Here is a 14,527-nt window from a genome sequence, read left to right as displayed (position 1 = left end):
CGTTTGTCTGTGAAGGGAGACTGATTGCATGAGTGCACCCGTGAAAGAGATTCAATTTGAGACCACGTCAATCAATCAAATGGATGTACATATTTTACCAACGCAAAAATTCAAAACGACTTCCATCGTATGCATGATTGAGCAAGAACTGTCAGAGAAATACGCAACAAAGACTGCTTTATTGTCCATGGTTTTGAAAAGGGCAACTGGGCGCTTTCCTGAGACTAAACAACTCCGAGAACACCTTGATTTCTTGTACGGCGCTATCTTTGATGTAGATGTAGTAAAAAAGGGAGAACGTCAAATCCTGCATATTTACATGGAAGTACCTAACGAGAAGTATTTGTCCGAAGGCGGTTCTCTTTTGGAGCAGGCCATCCAGTTTGTCGGAGACGTGCTTGCCCGTCCTTATCTGGAGAACGGTGCATTTGCCGAGAAATTTCTGCAAGCAGAGAAAGAGTCTTTGCGAAAGCGGATTGAAAGCATCATCGATGACAAGATGAAATACGCCAATCAACGCATTACTGAGGAAATGTGCAAGGGAGAACCATTTGCACTCTTGGTAAACGGTCGAGTTGAAGACATCAACAGCATTACCTCAAAGGATCTGTATGCTTATTATCAGGAATTGATCAGTCAAAATCCGATTGAGATTTTCGTTGTGGGAGATGTGGAATCGGCGCAAGTGAAACAGTACATTCAAACACATCTGTCGCTGAAAAGAGGCACAATCAAAACCCTCCCTGAGGTTGTTCAACCGAAAGCCATTCAAAAAGTTCGTGAAGTGGAGGATCGTCTCGATGTGTCCCAGGCGAAGCTGAATATTGGCTGCCGTACGTTTATCAATTACAAGGATGACGATTATCCTGCTTTGGTGGTCTACAACGGAGTTCTCGGCGGATTTCCTCATTCCAAGCTGTTTGTGAATGTTCGGGAGAAAGCGAGCCTTGCATATTATGCGGTGTCCAGGCTTGAGAGCAACAAAGGTATCCTCATGATGATGTCAGGGATCGATGTGAACAACTACGAGAAGGCCGTATCGATTATCAAGGAACAGCTTGAATTGATGAAAAAAGGCAGCATCTCAGAGGAAGAAATGAGTCATACCAAGGCAACGATTAGCAATCAGTACCGAGAGCTGTTGGACAGTGCCCGCCTGATGATCGACTTCACCTACAATGGGATTGTGAACAAACGAAAGCGCTCACTTGAAGAGCTGCTGGCAGCCATCGATGCAGTGACCGTAGAGGATCTCAAAAAAGTAGCGGAGAAAGTCCAAATTGATACCATCTATCTATTGCGTGACAACAAAGGGGGCCAGGCGTAATGCAGACCACTACCTTTCAGCAAGTGAATGAAACCTTATACCAGGAGACGCTCCCAAACGGACTGCAGGTTTTCTTGTTGCCAAAAACTGGATTTAGCAAGACCTATGCTGTTTTCACAACAAGGTACGGCTCCATCGACAGCCATTTCCGCCTGTCAAATGGTGAAGTGATTCATGTGCCAGACGGAATCGCTCATTTTCTGGAACACAAAATGTTCGAAAAGAAAGATCGGGATGTGTTCAAGGAGTTCTCCAAAAACGGAGCATCCTACAATGCATTTACCAGCTTCAACCGAACAGCATACCTTTTTTCAAGCACAGATAAAGTAGAAGAAAACTTGACGACCCTGCTCGACTTTGTGCAAGAACCGTATTTTTCCGAGCAAAGTGTTGAAAAAGAAAAGGGAATCATTGGTCAGGAAATCCAGATGTATGATGACAATCCGGACTGGAATGTCTACATGAGCTTGTTGAAGGCGATGTATCAGGAGCATCCTATCCGAATTGAAATTACCGGAACAATTGACTCCATTGCGAATATCACACCTGAGACTCTGTATCACTGTTACGAGACATTTTATCATCCAGCCAATATGATGCTGTTTGTTGTAGGGTCGTTTGAACCGCAGGCTATCATGCAACTGATCCGTTCCAATCAATCCAAAAAGCAGTTTGCGCCTACTCCGAAGATTGAGCGCATTTTTCCTGAAGAACCAGCTCCGGTTGGCCAAAAGAAAGTGGAACTCAAATTGGCAGTTGGCCTTCCGAAGTGCATGATTGGCTTCAAGGAAAAGTCTACCGGATTGACTGGAGAAGATTTGCTCAAACGTGAGCTGACAACAAAGCTTGTGCTCGATATTCTGTTGGGGGTAAGCTCAGATTTGTACCAGAAGCTGTACGATTCAGGACTGATTACAGAAACGTTTGATTTTGACTTTAGCAATGAGTCGGATTATGCGTATTCCATCATCGGTGGTGATACGCCGAACCCGGACAAATTGGTGGAAACCATTCAAAAAGAGATCACTCAGTGTCTGGAGAAAGGCATCGACAAAAACGACTTCGAGCGGAGCAAGCGGAAGAAAATCGGCTTGTTCCTGCGTTCCTTGAATTCGGTTGAGTTCATTGCCAACCAGTTTACGAGCTATAAATTTAATGGGATTGACTTGTTTTCTGTCGTGCCAGTACTGGAGAAAATTACGTTGGAGGATGCAAATCAACGGATGCGGGAGCATTTTCAGTTTGACCAGATGGCTGTTTCTCTCGTCCGTTCGATCGCACCGAAAGAATAAGGGTAGGAGTTAATCGATGAGACCAATGCCGTGGGCTTTAGTTACGGGAGCATCTGGGGAAATCGGGCAGGCCATTGCCTTTGAGCTGGCTGCCCAAGGTGTTCCTTTGTATTTACATTATTTTCGCTCTCCTCACAAATTGGAGCCAATTCTTGCTTTTTGTCAAGAGCGAGGAGTGCCTGTCATAGCCTTGCATGCGGATCTTCGAGATACACAGGCTATTACTGGACTGTTTGAGCAAATGGCGATAAAGCCGCTTTTTCTCGTCAATAATGCATCGGTTGATCATGTGGGGCTGGTTCAGGATGTGAATCCTGCCTTGTTTGACGAATTGCTCACAACGAATGTACGATCTACTTTTTTTGTTACGCAAACGGCATTGCCCTGGCTGATCCGTGAACAATTTGGTCGGATCGTTAACATTTCGTCGATTTGGGGAATTACGGGAGCATCTTGTGAAGTTCTTTATTCCCTTACGAAAGGGGCCATCATCAGCTATACCAAAGCCCTTGCTAAGGAAGTAGCGAGAAGCGGCATTACGGTGAATGCGGTAGCTCCTGGTGCGGTCGAGGGAGGGATGATGGAGAAGTTCACTCCGTATGAGCTTCAGGAAATTGCAGAAGAAATCCCGGCAGGGCGTCTGGGAAAACCTTCTGAAATTGCTTCCCTTGTGTCCTACTTGCTCTTAGGCAACTCAGGTTATCTGACAGGACAAGTCATCAGCCCCAATGGCGGATGGCACACATAGAACCACCCCATCCGTACCTTTTTTCTCCAAAAACGAATATTTTTCATGACTGTTTGAGATTCTATGCTTATACGGGCAGATAATGCCCGAGTGCATTTTATTTAGGAGGGAATCTACATGTCAGTTCTTGATAACTTTTCGGATTGGAAAGCATTCCTAGGTGACCGTGTGGGTCAAGCTGTATCTGCGGGTATGGACAACGATACAATCAAAAATGTAGCCTACCAAATCGGTGGCTATCTATCTGAGCAGGTTGAGCCAAAGAATGACCAGGAACGCCTTCTCAAACAATTGTGGGAAGCTGGCGACGATCAACAAAAACATGCGCTTGCTACTATGATGGTGAAATTGGTTCAAACGAATACAAAATAACAAGAAAACCCCCGGTGACTGGGGGTTTTTATTTTATTCAGTCATAGAAGAATTGAGCAATTTTCTGATTTGCTACTATGTCGAATTCTTGCGAAAGTGGTATACTGAGAAGAATGAAATAGAAATTGGAACGTGGAGGGGCTTATGGGGGACGCAAAAGAAAAAAAAGAGTGGTATATGGAATATGAATTAGTGAAAAACCGTCCTGGTCTCCTTGGTGATATTGCCTCTATTCTTGGTATGCTCAGCATTAATATCGTTACAATTAATGGTGTGCAAAATGGGAGACGTGGACTATTGCTTTTAGCCGATGATGATGAGAAAATCGAAGCTCTCCGAAATATTTTGCAAAAAGTGGACAACATAACCATAACAAGATTACGCCCCCCTACCATGCTGGACCGATTGGCTGTCCGACACGGCAGATATATTGAGCGTGATTATGAAGATAAGAAAACGTTTCGTTTTATTCGGGATGAATTAGGGATACTGGTTGATTTTATGGCTGAGATCTTCAAAAAAGAGGGGCATCAGCTCGTTGGCATCCGGGGAATGCCTCGTGTAGGCAAAACGGAATCAATGATTGCTGCCAGCGTTTCAGCCAACAAACGGTGGACCTTTATCTCGTCTACTTTATTACGTCAAACAGTCAGAAGCTCTCTTGCCATTGATGAGATGACATCAGATCATGTATATTTAGTTGATGGGATTGTCTCTACGATGCGTTCGACTGAAAAACATCACAGTCTGCTGAGAGAGATTATGAGTTTTCCTGCAACGAAGGTAATAGAGCACCCGGATATTTTCGTGAGAGAATCGGAGTATGAGTTGTCTGATTTTCACTATATCATTGAATTGCGGCACCACCCGGACGAAGAGATTACCTATGAATTGATCAACAAGAGCGGTTTTAATGACTTTGACGTGACGTAAGGAGGTAACATGCGTGTCTGAGCTTGGTCAAGTGCTACAAAGAGCCCGCGAAGAGAAGGGAATCTCGCTTGACGATGTCCAAAGAATCACCAAGATTCAGCGACGTTATTTAGAGGCGATTGAAAGAGGTCACTTTCATATACTGCCAGGACACTTCTATGCTCGAGCATTTATCAAGAGCTATGCAGAAGCAGTCGGACTCGATCCTAACCATATATTGTCTCATTTTCAATCTGATTTGCCAGCACAGCCTCCACAGGAACAGATGGAGCGTTTGAGAAGAAGACGGGTTGCAGCATCCAAGGAACCGCTTCAGGCGGGACGCTGGGTGACGAAATCGTTGTTTGTGCTTTTTGTCGCACTCGTCATTGGAGTAATTTACACGGCAATTGTCAATAAGAATGGATTGGACACGAGCCCAATACCACGCAATGACGTTGTCACTACACCAGAGGTCCAAACACCAACAGCCACAGCGCCGAATGCTGTACCTTCTCCGTCTACACAGACACAGGGAACACAACCGAATACACCTTCAATAACTCTTCCACCTGCGGGCACATCGGTTACTGAAGCGACTACTGCACAACTTGCATTTGAATCTCAGCAAGGGAAAGTATATCGCTACACGTTGAAGGGTGCCGAAAAAATCTCGTTGAAAGTCAAGGCGGTAAATGGTGATTGCTGGTTTGAAGTGCGGGAATCAAGAACGGCGAAACCGATCGAAAAAGGCATGTTGAAAAAGGGAACCGAAAAACTGATCGATGCAGCCAAAACTGCTTATATCATCGTAGGAAGCCCGACGGCAGTTGAACTATCGGTGAATAACAGCCCGATCAAGACAGCCGATTTGAAGTTTTTCCCATCCATTTTGGATATTAAAATTGCTCAACCACAATGACCCAAAAAGGCAAGTTCAGCTCTTGCCTTTTTTCTATTGGGAAGGGGGGGAGGTTAACCACATGGGGAACGTGTTATTCTTGATTCCCCCTAGGCACTATATTATACTTGATAGGTGAAATCTGGGCAGGTATTGTACATTGGAGGAAAAGAGATGACCGAGAAAGTTCCATCGAAAGAAAAGGTTGCAATCGTGACACTAGGTTGCGAGAAAAACCTCGTTGACTCGGACATGATGGCTCATTTAATTGACGAGCGTGGATATGAATTGGTAGATGACCCTGAGCAAGCTACTGTTGTAATCGTCAATACATGTGGGTTTATCGATGCGGCAAAAGAAGAGTCTGTCTCAAAAATTTTAGATATGGCTGAATTAAAAGAGTCTGGTAACCTGAAATCCCTGGTTGTTGCAGGCTGTCTCACTCAGCGCTACAAGGAAGAGCTGTTGAATGAAATCCCAGAAGTGGATGGGATTGTCGGTACCGGCGACTTTATGTCAATAACAGAAATTATTCAAGAATCATTGGAAGGCAAGAAGCCAATTTATGTTGGTAATCCTGCATTCCGCTATGAAGAAGTAGTGAAGCGAAAAGTTAAAGAAGGAACCTATTCTGCCTATATCAAAATTGCAGAAGGCTGTGACAACGCATGTACGTTCTGCAGTATCCCGATCATGCGTGGTGCATTTCGCAGTCGTTCCATTGAATCGATTGTGGAAGAAGCGAAGCATCTGGCAAGTCAGGGGATTATTGAAATCAGCTTGATTGCTCAGGATTCGACGAACTATGGAACGGATATTTACGATGGCAAACAGATGCTTCCTGAACTGTTGAATCGTTTGTCCGAAGTAGAAGGAATCGAGTGGGTTCGCTTGCACTATGCATATCCTGGATTTTTTACAGATGAATTAATTGAAGTGTTTGCAACGAATTCCAAAGTATGTAAGTATGTAGATATGCCACTGCAACATTCGGAAGATGCGATCCTTAAGAGAATGAGACGTCCGGGACGCCAAAGGGACACACGTGAACTGGTTCAGAAAATCCGTGACAGGGTAGATGATGTTGCGGTTCGAACATCGTTAATCGTAGGATTCCCGGGAGAGACGGAAGAAGACTTCCAAAACCTTTGTGAGTTTGTAAAAGAGATTCAGTTTGATCGACTCGGTGTGTTTACATACTCCAATGAAGATGATACGCCTGCTTCCCGTCTGCCAGACCAGGTAGATGAAGAAACCAAAGAGCTTAGAGCCAACATGCTTATGGAAATTCAACGTGAAATCTCTCGTGAGAAAAACGGGCGTTGGGTCGGAAAAGAGATTCCTGTTTTAATTGAGAGATACGAAGGACGCAATAACATCTATGTTGGCCGGACCCAGTACGATGCCCCTGAAATTGACGGAGAGGTATTTGTTACTGGATACACGGGGGAACTGGGTAAAATCGTGAAAGTGAGGATTACGCACTCGTACGAATACGACTTGGCTGGGGAGGTAATTTAATTGAATCTCGCCAACCGAATAACGCTTGTTCGCATTTTTCTCGTTCCAGCTGTTATGTTTTTCCTGCTCGTTCAATATAGCTTCGGACACTTTTCGATCGGCAGCATCAGCATGACTTACAACGAGCTTATCGCAGCATTGGTATTTATCTTGGCCGCCAGTACGGATGGACTTGATGGATACATCGCTCGCAAAAACAAAATAGTGACAAATCTGGGCAAGTTTTTGGATCCGTTGGCCGATAAGCTATTAATCTCTGCTGCTCTTATCTCGCTTGTCGAAATGCAACGGCTAGAGGCTTGGATTGCTATTGTCATTATTAGTAGAGAGTTTGCGGTTACCGGATTGCGATTAGTCGCTGCGGCAGAAGGACAAGTCATATCTGCTAGCGCACTGGGCAAATTGAAGACATGGGTGCAGATCGTGGCAATCGTAGCGTTGATGATTCGGAATTTTCCTTTTGAACTGATTGGATTTCCCTTTGCAACCATTGCGATGTGGGCTATGGTACTCATCACGATCTATTCCGGATATGATTATTTTGCAAAGAATCGAAATGTCATTCAATACTCGTAACGGAAACACTAAAGTTGAGGTTGGTTAGATATGAGAGCAGAAATTATTGCTGTTGGGACTGAATTGCTGCTTGGACAAATAGCAAATACGAATGCTCAGTTTTTGTCGCAAAAGCTGGCAGAGCTTGGCATTAATGTCTATTTTCACACCGTAGTGGGAGATAACAGTGAGCGGATGATGCAGGCAGTTCAGCTTGCCACATCAAGGGCTGATTTGGTTATTCTTACAGGTGGCCTCGGTCCCACACAGGATGATATGACCAAGGAAACGGTGGCTGCATTCGTCAAACGCGGGCTACATGAAGACGTTCCTGCAATGACACGTATCCAAGACTTCTTTGTCCGACGTGGAATCACGATGACCCAGAACAATCGTAAACAAGCGCTTGTCATCGATCAGGCGATCATTTTTCCAAATGATCATGGTATGGCTCCCGGTATGGGGTTTGATCAGGATGGCAAAGTCTTCGTACTGCTTCCTGGACCGCCAAGTGAACTGTATCCGATGGTAGAGAAGTACGTGATGCCATTTTTGATGGAACAACACCCGGAGAAACAAATTTTCCATTCCAAAGTTCTGCGTTTTTTTGGTATTGGCGAATCCGCTTTAGAAGAGCGTTTATTAGATTTGATCGAAAAGCAAGACAACCCTACGATTGCTCCGTATGCCAAGGAATTTGAGGTCACTTTACGGATTACGGCAAGGGCAGCGTCTGTTTCAGAAGCAGATGAACTGATCCTTCCCGTGGAACAGGAAATTCGCAGCAGATTAGGTCAATATATTTATGCTGTCGGTGAAAATGCCAATCTGCAAGAAGTACTCATATCTACTTTATTAGAAAATAATCAAACCATTTCTTGTGCGGAAAGCTGTACAGGTGGCACACTTTCTTCCTTTCTCACCTCTGTGTCAGGCTCATCCGCTGTATTTCCGGGAAGTATCATCAATTACAGCAATGAAAGTAAACATAGCTTGGTAGACATTCCAACGGAAATTTTGGAGGCGGAGGGTGCAGTCAGTGCTGCAACCGCCAAATTGTTGGCTGAGAATGTTCGCCGCAAGTTAGGCAGTACTCATGGAATTTCTGTTACAGGTGTTGCTGGCCCTAACCAATCGGAAGGAAAACCGGTTGGTCTCATCTATATTGGACTTGCAAGCGAAGGCAAGCCTACTGAGGTCAAAGAGCTTCATCTTGCAGGCAAGCGCCAGGCAATTATTGGCAGAGCGGCCAAGTTTGCTATGTTTTACATGCTGCAACGTTTAAAAGAAAGGTGACAAATATGACGATTTTTTCTGATTTTCCTTTACATAAGACCATTCTCAATGCCATTCATGACATGGGGTTTGAAGAGCCATCACCGATACAAGCGTCTTGCATCCCGAAAATCCTGGAAGGTGGGGACCTGATTGGTCAGGCGCAGACAGGAACGGGTAAAACAGCAGCATTCGGAATTCCGTTGATCGAGAAGATGACGCCATCTAACAAAATTCAGGCACTGGTATTGACTCCGACACGTGAGTTAGCAATCCAGGTATCTGGCGAGCTAATGAGAATCGCCAAGTACAAAAAAATCCGCACCTTGCCTATTTACGGTGGTCAATCCATTACCCATCAAATTCGTGCACTCAAACAAGGTGTGCAGGTAGTCATTGGTACACCAGGTCGGGTCCTTGATCACTTGCGTCGCAAAACCCTTCGACTGGATCATGTGAATATGTTGATTCTTGACGAAGCCGATGAAATGCTGGATATGGGTTTCATTGAAGATATCGAAACGATCATTAATCATATTAATGAGGAACGTCAGACACTGCTATTCTCTGCAACAATGCCTTCTGAAATCAAACGCCTTGCGCATCGTTATATGAAAAAGCCGGAGACCATTGCAGTCAGCCGGGAAGAAGTAACGGCTCCTCTCATCGAGCAGGTGTACTATAAAGTGTTCGATCGCAACAAGTTGGACAGCTTATGCCGCATTCTCGACAGTGAAGATGTTGAACTGGGCATTATCTTCTGCCGTACCAAGCGTGGCGTAGATGAATTGACCGAGACACTTCAAGCTCGTGGATACCTTGCTGATGGTCTCCACGGTGACCTGTCCCAGGCGCAACGTGATAAAGTGATGAAAGCCTTCCGTGAAGGCACAATCGAGTTCTTGATCGCAACAGACGTGGCTGCTCGTGGTATCGACGTAGGCAACGTTTCGCACGTAATCAACTACGACATCCCGCAAGACAGCGAAAGCTATGTTCACCGTATCGGACGTACGGGTCGTGCCGGACGCAAAGGGATTGCCATGACACTGGTTACACCGCGCGAGATGAAGCAGTTAGTGATCATCCAAAGACAGACCAAAGCAGACGTTCTGTCACGCAATGTACCGACGTTAGAAGAAGTTGCTGAACGCAAACAGGAGCAACTGCGTGAACAGCTTGTACAATTAATCGAAAACGATACGATTGCTGATATGTACCTGAAAGTCGCTGAAAACTTGAGCGAGCAATACCCAGCCGAGAAAATTGCGGCTGCTGCCCTTCACTTGGCCTTCCATAGCGATGTAGAAGGTAGTGAAGAAGGGGAACTGTACAACTTCGGAGAGACAGGTGCGGCAAAAGGCATGGTTCGTTTCTTCCTCAATGTGGGACGTAATGTAAACATGAAGCCGCAAGACCTGGTTCGTGAAATCTCGGAATCGGTTGGCATTCCAGGCAAAGCAGTTGGCCGAATTGATATTTTTGAGAACTTCACATTTGTCGAAGTTCCAGAAGAAGTCGCTCCATTTGTCTACGAGGCGCTTCGTCAGACGAGAATTAATGGCAAGCGAATCAACATGGAACCAGCAAAACCTCGTGGCAAAAAACAGTAAAATGAACCCTGAGACCATTGCGGATTTTCCCGCAGTGGTCTTTTTGTCCCATGCGAATATTTGTTCGCAAAAAATACTTGGCAAACACTTCTGTCTCGATGTATGATGAATGCAAGAGTTAAATTTGAAAGGGAGTGTCGGTTTTGTCCGATCGTCGCGCTGCATTAGAAAGTGCTTTACGTCAAATAGAAAAGCAATTTGGTAAAGGTTCTATCATGAAGCTTGGAGATATGGCTAACGTTCAGATTTCAACTGTGTCAACCGGTGCGTTGGCTTTGGATATAGCTTTAGGTGTGGGTGGTTTCCCACGTGGACGGATTATTGAGATCTATGGACCAGAGTCCTCCGGTAAAACAACCGTTGCATTACATGCTATCGCAGAAGTCCAAAAACAAGGCGGACAAGCGGCATTCATCGATGCGGAGCACGCACTTGACCCGGTATATGCGGCAAAGCTAGGTGTTAATATTGAAGAACTGTTACTCTCTCAACCGGATACGGGAGAGCAAGCATTGGAGATCGCAGAAGCACTTGTTCGCTCCGGTGCAGTAGACATCATCGTAGTTGACTCAGTAGCAGCACTCGTTCCGAAAGCAGAGATTGAAGGCGAGATGGGTGACTCTCACGTTGGTCTGCAAGCTCGTTTGATGTCTCAAGCACTTCGTAAATTGTCTGGTGCTATTAATAAATCCAAAACCATCGCAATCTTCATCAACCAATTACGTGAAAAAGTTGGCGTAATGTTCGGTAACCCAGAAACAACTCCAGGTGGACGTGCCCTCAAGTTCTATGCGAGTGTTCGACTGGATGTTCGTAAAGCAGAGAGCATCAAGCTTGGCAATGACGTGGTAGGTACCAAAACAAAAATCAAGGTTGTGAAGAACAAGGTAGCACCACCGTTCAAAACTGCGGAAGTTGACATTATGTACGGAGAAGGAATCAGCAGAGAGGGCAGCATTCTTGACATCGGTGCCGAGATTGATGTTGTATCGAAGAGTGGTGCGTGGTATTCCTTTAACGAAGATCGTTTGGGACAAGGCCGTGAAAACTCCAAGCTCTTCCTGAAGGAAAATCCGGAAATCGCAACACAAATCGAAACGAAAGTGCGTGAATACTACAGCCTGAATCCGAATTCTGTGCCTGCAGGAGCGCCTGAGGTTGATCCAGAAGAAGATATCGAACCTACTTTTGAATTAGAATAGAACGCATTCAAGCAGCCTGCCCGTTTTCGGCAGGCTGTCTATATCTTAGGAAAGTCGGAGAGGGGCGAAGCTGATGAGAAGCGGTGTGATTACCGCAGTTCATCAAAACAAAAGAAATAAATACTGTTACGAGATATTCATCGAGGGAGAACTTGCTTTTGAGGTACATGAAGACATCCTGGTGAAATACAGTCTGCTTAAAGGTACCGAAATCGACGGGAACCTTTATGAGGAAGTACTTCTTGCTGAAGAAAAGAATCGTGCCTTCCTCGCTGCCCTCCGTTACATAGGTATTCGGCCGAGGTCTTGCCATCAGGTTGAAACTTATTTAATGGGTAAAGGATATACCAAAGAACGGGCTGTGGAAGTTCGGGAACTGTGTGAACAAAAAGGGTACCTTAATGATACAGCCTTTGCAAAACAATGGGTACAGGAGCGGTTGATCAACAAATCACTTGGCTCTTTTGCTCTTCGGCAGGAGCTAATGCAGAAAGGAATAACCACACAGGTTATTCAATCTGCGCTCAGAGGAATTGATCAGGATGATGAAGTGATGGCCGCTCGCAAGCTGGCGATCAAGAAGTGCAGAGGAAGGGAAATCCCTCTATCAATGAAAGAAGAAGCAAAACTTTTGACCTACCTGATGCGTAAAGGATTCTCTCATTCCATCGTCCAAAAAATCAAACAAGAAGCGAGATCGGGTAGATTGTTTGAAGATTAGGTTCTAAAATGGAGAGAAATGGCAGGATACGAGCTATGCTTCTTGACAAGCTTCGTAGCCAAATAATAAAATAGGTTTGTGTTTACGTGGTGTTTCATATGATTTTCGCTATTTCTTTCGCTAATTCGTAATCGAAAAACTGAACAACCGTTCCAAAAGAACGGATTCAGCAGGGACCGAATAGCTTCGGTCCTGTTTATTAAACTGACTACGTTTTTCTTTGAGAGCCTATGTTACCTATCAAATAACCTCCTGTTACATTACCATCATGAACTTACAGTGTTATTACAGGTAATCACAAGAGCTTACACAAGGGGAGATGATTGAACAGCAAGGAGGTGAATATTAATACAGTCATGGAAGTTTTAAATCCTGTAACGATAATTGGAATGCTCGTTATGCTAGCAGTGGGCTTCGGAGTTGGTTACTTCATACGGAAATCAATTGCGGAAGCAAAGATTTCCAGTGCAGAAGAAGCAGCCAAACAAATCGTAGAAGATGCCAAGCGTGACGCTGAATCGGTTAAGAAGGAGAAAATTCTTGAAGCAAAAGATGAAGTGTTTAAACTTCGTTCTGATGCTGAAAATGAACTGAAAGAACGTCGTAATGAGGTTCAACGTCAAGAACGTCGTATCCTTCAAAAAGAGGAATCCTTGGATCGCAAAAGTGAACAACTGGAGCGCAAGGAGAACGAAATGGCCGAACGTGACAAGGCAATTGCAGCACTGCAGGCTAAAGTTGAGCAGTTATATAAAGAGCAAGTGTTGGAACTCCAACGAATCTCCGGCTTAACTCAAGAAGAAGCGAAGAACATTATTCTCACAGATGTTGAGAATGAAGTGAAGCATGAGATGGCCATCATGATCAAGGAGATTGAACAACAGGCAAAAGAAGACGCAGATAAGAAAGCTCGTGAAATCATTTCTACTGCTATCCAACGTTGTGCGGCAGACCATGTCGCCGAGACGACGGTGTCTGTTGTGACACTTCCAAACGATGAGATGAAAGGCCGAATTATCGGTCGTGAAGGTCGTAACATTCGTGCACTCGAAACTCTTACTGGTATCGATTTGATTATTGATGATACTCCTGAAGCTGTTATTCTTTCTGGTTTTGACCCGATTCGCCGTGAGATTGCAAAAACGGCACTTGATAAATTGGTAGCAGATGGACGAATCCATCCGGCTCGAATTGAAGAAATGGTAGAGAAGGCTCGCCGTGAAGTGGATGAACGCATCCGTGAGTATGGTGAACAAGCTACCTTTGAAACAGATGTACATGGTTTGCATCCTGACTTGATCAAGATTTTAGGTCGTCTGAAATACAGAACAAGTTATGGACAAAACGTTTTGAAGCACTCTATGGAAGTTGCACATCTTTGCGGCTTAATGGCTGCTGAGATGAAAGAAGATGTGAAGCTGGCCAAACGTGCAGGTCTCTTGCATGATATTGGTAAAGCTATCGACCACGAAGTAGAAGGCTCTCACGTTGAAATTGGCGTCGAATTAGCGAAGAAATACGGTGAGCACCCGGTAGTGATTAACAGTATCGCTTCTCACCACGGTGATACCGAACCAACCTCTGTTATCGCTATGCTCGTAGGTGCGGCTGACGCATTATCAGCGGCTCGTCCTGGTGCACGCCGTGAGACGTTAGAGACATATATCAAGCGATTGGAGAAACTTGAAGAAATCTCCGAATCGTTCGATGGAGTTGAAAAATCTTACGCCATCCAAGCAGGTCGTGAGGTACGTGTAATGGTTCAACCAGAGCGTATCGATGATGCTGATGCTGTTCGTTTGGCTCGTGATATTACGAAACGTATTGAGAGTGAACTGGATTATCCAGGACACATCAAGGTTACCGTGATCCGTGAAACGAGAGCAGTAGAGTACGCAAAATAAAGTGGCTGAATGCCACTTTATTTTTTTGCATTGTTTGGGGCCTCGCACGACGATGCAGAGGACGTGCGAGTGTCGACGATGCAACACGGATGTTGCGTTTAGTCGACCGCCAGCTATTTTCTTGTGTCGAGTGGGTTTTTTAAGAATAAGTTAAGGGCATTCGTTGTAAACTTGCAAATTTAGG

General features: G+C 44.9%; 13 protein-coding genes. All 13 read left to right on the top strand.

Going from position 1 to position 14,527, the window contains the following annotated elements; genetic code table 11:
* Positions 1-28: 28 nt before the first annotated feature.
* The 13 genes from yfmF (at position 29) to rny (ending at position 14,343) form a co-directional block, all read left to right on the top strand.
* Positions 29-1,327, top strand: coding sequence for an EF-P 5-aminopentanol modification-associated protein YfmF (gene yfmF, locus ACPW7N_RS01030; RefSeq protein WP_425649127.1), 1,299 nt, complete (start codon positions 29-31; stop codon positions 1,325-1,327).
* Positions 1,327-2,619, top strand: a complete 1,293-nt coding sequence (gene yfmH, locus ACPW7N_RS01025; RefSeq protein ID WP_425649126.1) for an EF-P 5-aminopentanol modification-associated protein YfmH — start codon at positions 1,327-1,329, stop codon at positions 2,617-2,619. Before yfmF ends, yfmH begins: the two co-directional genes overlap by 1 nt.
* A gap of 16 nt (positions 2,620-2,635) precedes the next feature.
* A complete protein-coding gene (gene ymfI / locus ACPW7N_RS01020; RefSeq protein ID WP_425649125.1) occupies positions 2,636-3,367 on the top strand; it encodes an elongation factor P 5-aminopentanone reductase in 732 nt (243 codons plus the stop codon).
* 117 nt (positions 3,368-3,484) lie between these two features.
* Positions 3,485-3,739, top strand: a complete 255-nt coding sequence (locus tag ACPW7N_RS01015) for a DUF3243 domain-containing protein (RefSeq protein ID WP_425649124.1) — start codon at positions 3,485-3,487, stop codon at positions 3,737-3,739.
* A 144-nt stretch (positions 3,740-3,883) separates the two neighbouring features.
* On the top strand, positions 3,884-4,672 hold the full coding sequence (locus ACPW7N_RS01010) for a DUF3388 domain-containing protein (RefSeq protein WP_425649123.1): 789 nt from the start codon (positions 3,884-3,886) through the stop codon (positions 4,670-4,672).
* A 13-nt stretch (positions 4,673-4,685) separates the two neighbouring features.
* Complete coding sequence (locus tag ACPW7N_RS01005) at positions 4,686-5,573, top strand: helix-turn-helix domain-containing protein (RefSeq protein WP_425649122.1); 888 nt, start codon at positions 4,686-4,688, stop codon at positions 5,571-5,573.
* A gap of 153 nt (positions 5,574-5,726) precedes the next feature.
* Complete coding sequence (gene rimO / locus ACPW7N_RS01000) at positions 5,727-7,073, top strand: 30S ribosomal protein S12 methylthiotransferase RimO (RefSeq protein WP_425649121.1); 1,347 nt, start codon at positions 5,727-5,729, stop codon at positions 7,071-7,073.
* Entirely contained in the window at positions 7,074-7,649 is a 576-nt protein-coding gene (pgsA, locus tag ACPW7N_RS00995; protein ID WP_425649120.1) for a CDP-diacylglycerol--glycerol-3-phosphate 3-phosphatidyltransferase, read from the top strand.
* A 30-nt stretch (positions 7,650-7,679) separates the two neighbouring features.
* On the top strand, positions 7,680-8,924 hold the full coding sequence (locus ACPW7N_RS00990; RefSeq protein ID WP_425649119.1) for a competence/damage-inducible protein A: 1,245 nt from the start codon (positions 7,680-7,682) through the stop codon (positions 8,922-8,924).
* 5 nt (positions 8,925-8,929) lie between these two features.
* The gene (locus ACPW7N_RS00985; protein WP_425649118.1) at positions 8,930-10,516 is read left to right on the top strand and encodes a DEAD/DEAH box helicase; all 1,587 of its coding nucleotides are present in this window, start codon (positions 8,930-8,932) and stop codon (positions 10,514-10,516) included.
* A gap of 143 nt (positions 10,517-10,659) precedes the next feature.
* Entirely contained in the window at positions 10,660-11,718 is a 1,059-nt protein-coding gene (gene recA, locus ACPW7N_RS00980; RefSeq protein WP_425649117.1) for a recombinase RecA, read from the top strand.
* A 73-nt stretch (positions 11,719-11,791) separates the two neighbouring features.
* On the top strand, positions 11,792-12,439 hold the full coding sequence (locus ACPW7N_RS00975; RefSeq protein WP_425649116.1) for a RecX family transcriptional regulator: 648 nt from the start codon (positions 11,792-11,794) through the stop codon (positions 12,437-12,439).
* A 389-nt stretch (positions 12,440-12,828) separates the two neighbouring features.
* The gene (gene rny, locus ACPW7N_RS00970) at positions 12,829-14,343 is read left to right on the top strand and encodes a ribonuclease Y (protein WP_425649268.1); all 1,515 of its coding nucleotides are present in this window, start codon (positions 12,829-12,831) and stop codon (positions 14,341-14,343) included.
* Positions 14,344-14,527 lie beyond the last annotated feature (184 nt).

Source organism: Brevibacillus nigriterrae, from assembly GCF_049846925.1.
Lineage (GTDB): Bacteria > Bacillota > Bacilli > Brevibacillales > Brevibacillaceae > Brevibacillus_H.
The sequence above is the reverse complement of the archived record's forward strand: the minus strand, read 5'-3'. Positions and strand labels throughout refer to the sequence as shown.

Excerpts from the sequence above, each read along its gene's own strand:
- ACPW7N_RS00985 (WP_425649118.1), top strand. The coding sequence starts at position 8,930 with ATGACGATTTTTTCTGATTTTCCTTTACATAAGACCATTCTCAATGCC.
- rny (WP_425649268.1), top strand. The coding sequence starts at position 12,829 with ATGCTCGTTATGCTAGCAGTGGGCTTCGGAGTTGGTTACTTCATACGG.
- yfmF (WP_425649127.1), top strand. The coding sequence starts at position 29 with ATGAGTGCACCCGTGAAAGAGATTCAATTTGAGACCACGTCAATCAAT.
- ACPW7N_RS00990 (WP_425649119.1), top strand. The coding sequence starts at position 7,680 with ATGAGAGCAGAAATTATTGCTGTTGGGACTGAATTGCTGCTTGGACAA.
- ymfI (WP_425649125.1), top strand. The coding sequence starts at position 2,636 with ATGAGACCAATGCCGTGGGCTTTAGTTACGGGAGCATCTGGGGAAATC.
- ACPW7N_RS01015 (WP_425649124.1), top strand. The coding sequence starts at position 3,485 with ATGTCAGTTCTTGATAACTTTTCGGATTGGAAAGCATTCCTAGGTGAC.
- rimO (WP_425649121.1), top strand. The coding sequence starts at position 5,727 with ATGACCGAGAAAGTTCCATCGAAAGAAAAGGTTGCAATCGTGACACTA.
- ACPW7N_RS00975 (WP_425649116.1), top strand. The coding sequence starts at position 11,792 with ATGAGAAGCGGTGTGATTACCGCAGTTCATCAAAACAAAAGAAATAAA.
- yfmH (WP_425649126.1), top strand. The coding sequence starts at position 1,327 with ATGCAGACCACTACCTTTCAGCAAGTGAATGAAACCTTATACCAGGAG.
- ACPW7N_RS01010 (WP_425649123.1), top strand. The coding sequence starts at position 3,884 with ATGGGGGACGCAAAAGAAAAAAAAGAGTGGTATATGGAATATGAATTA.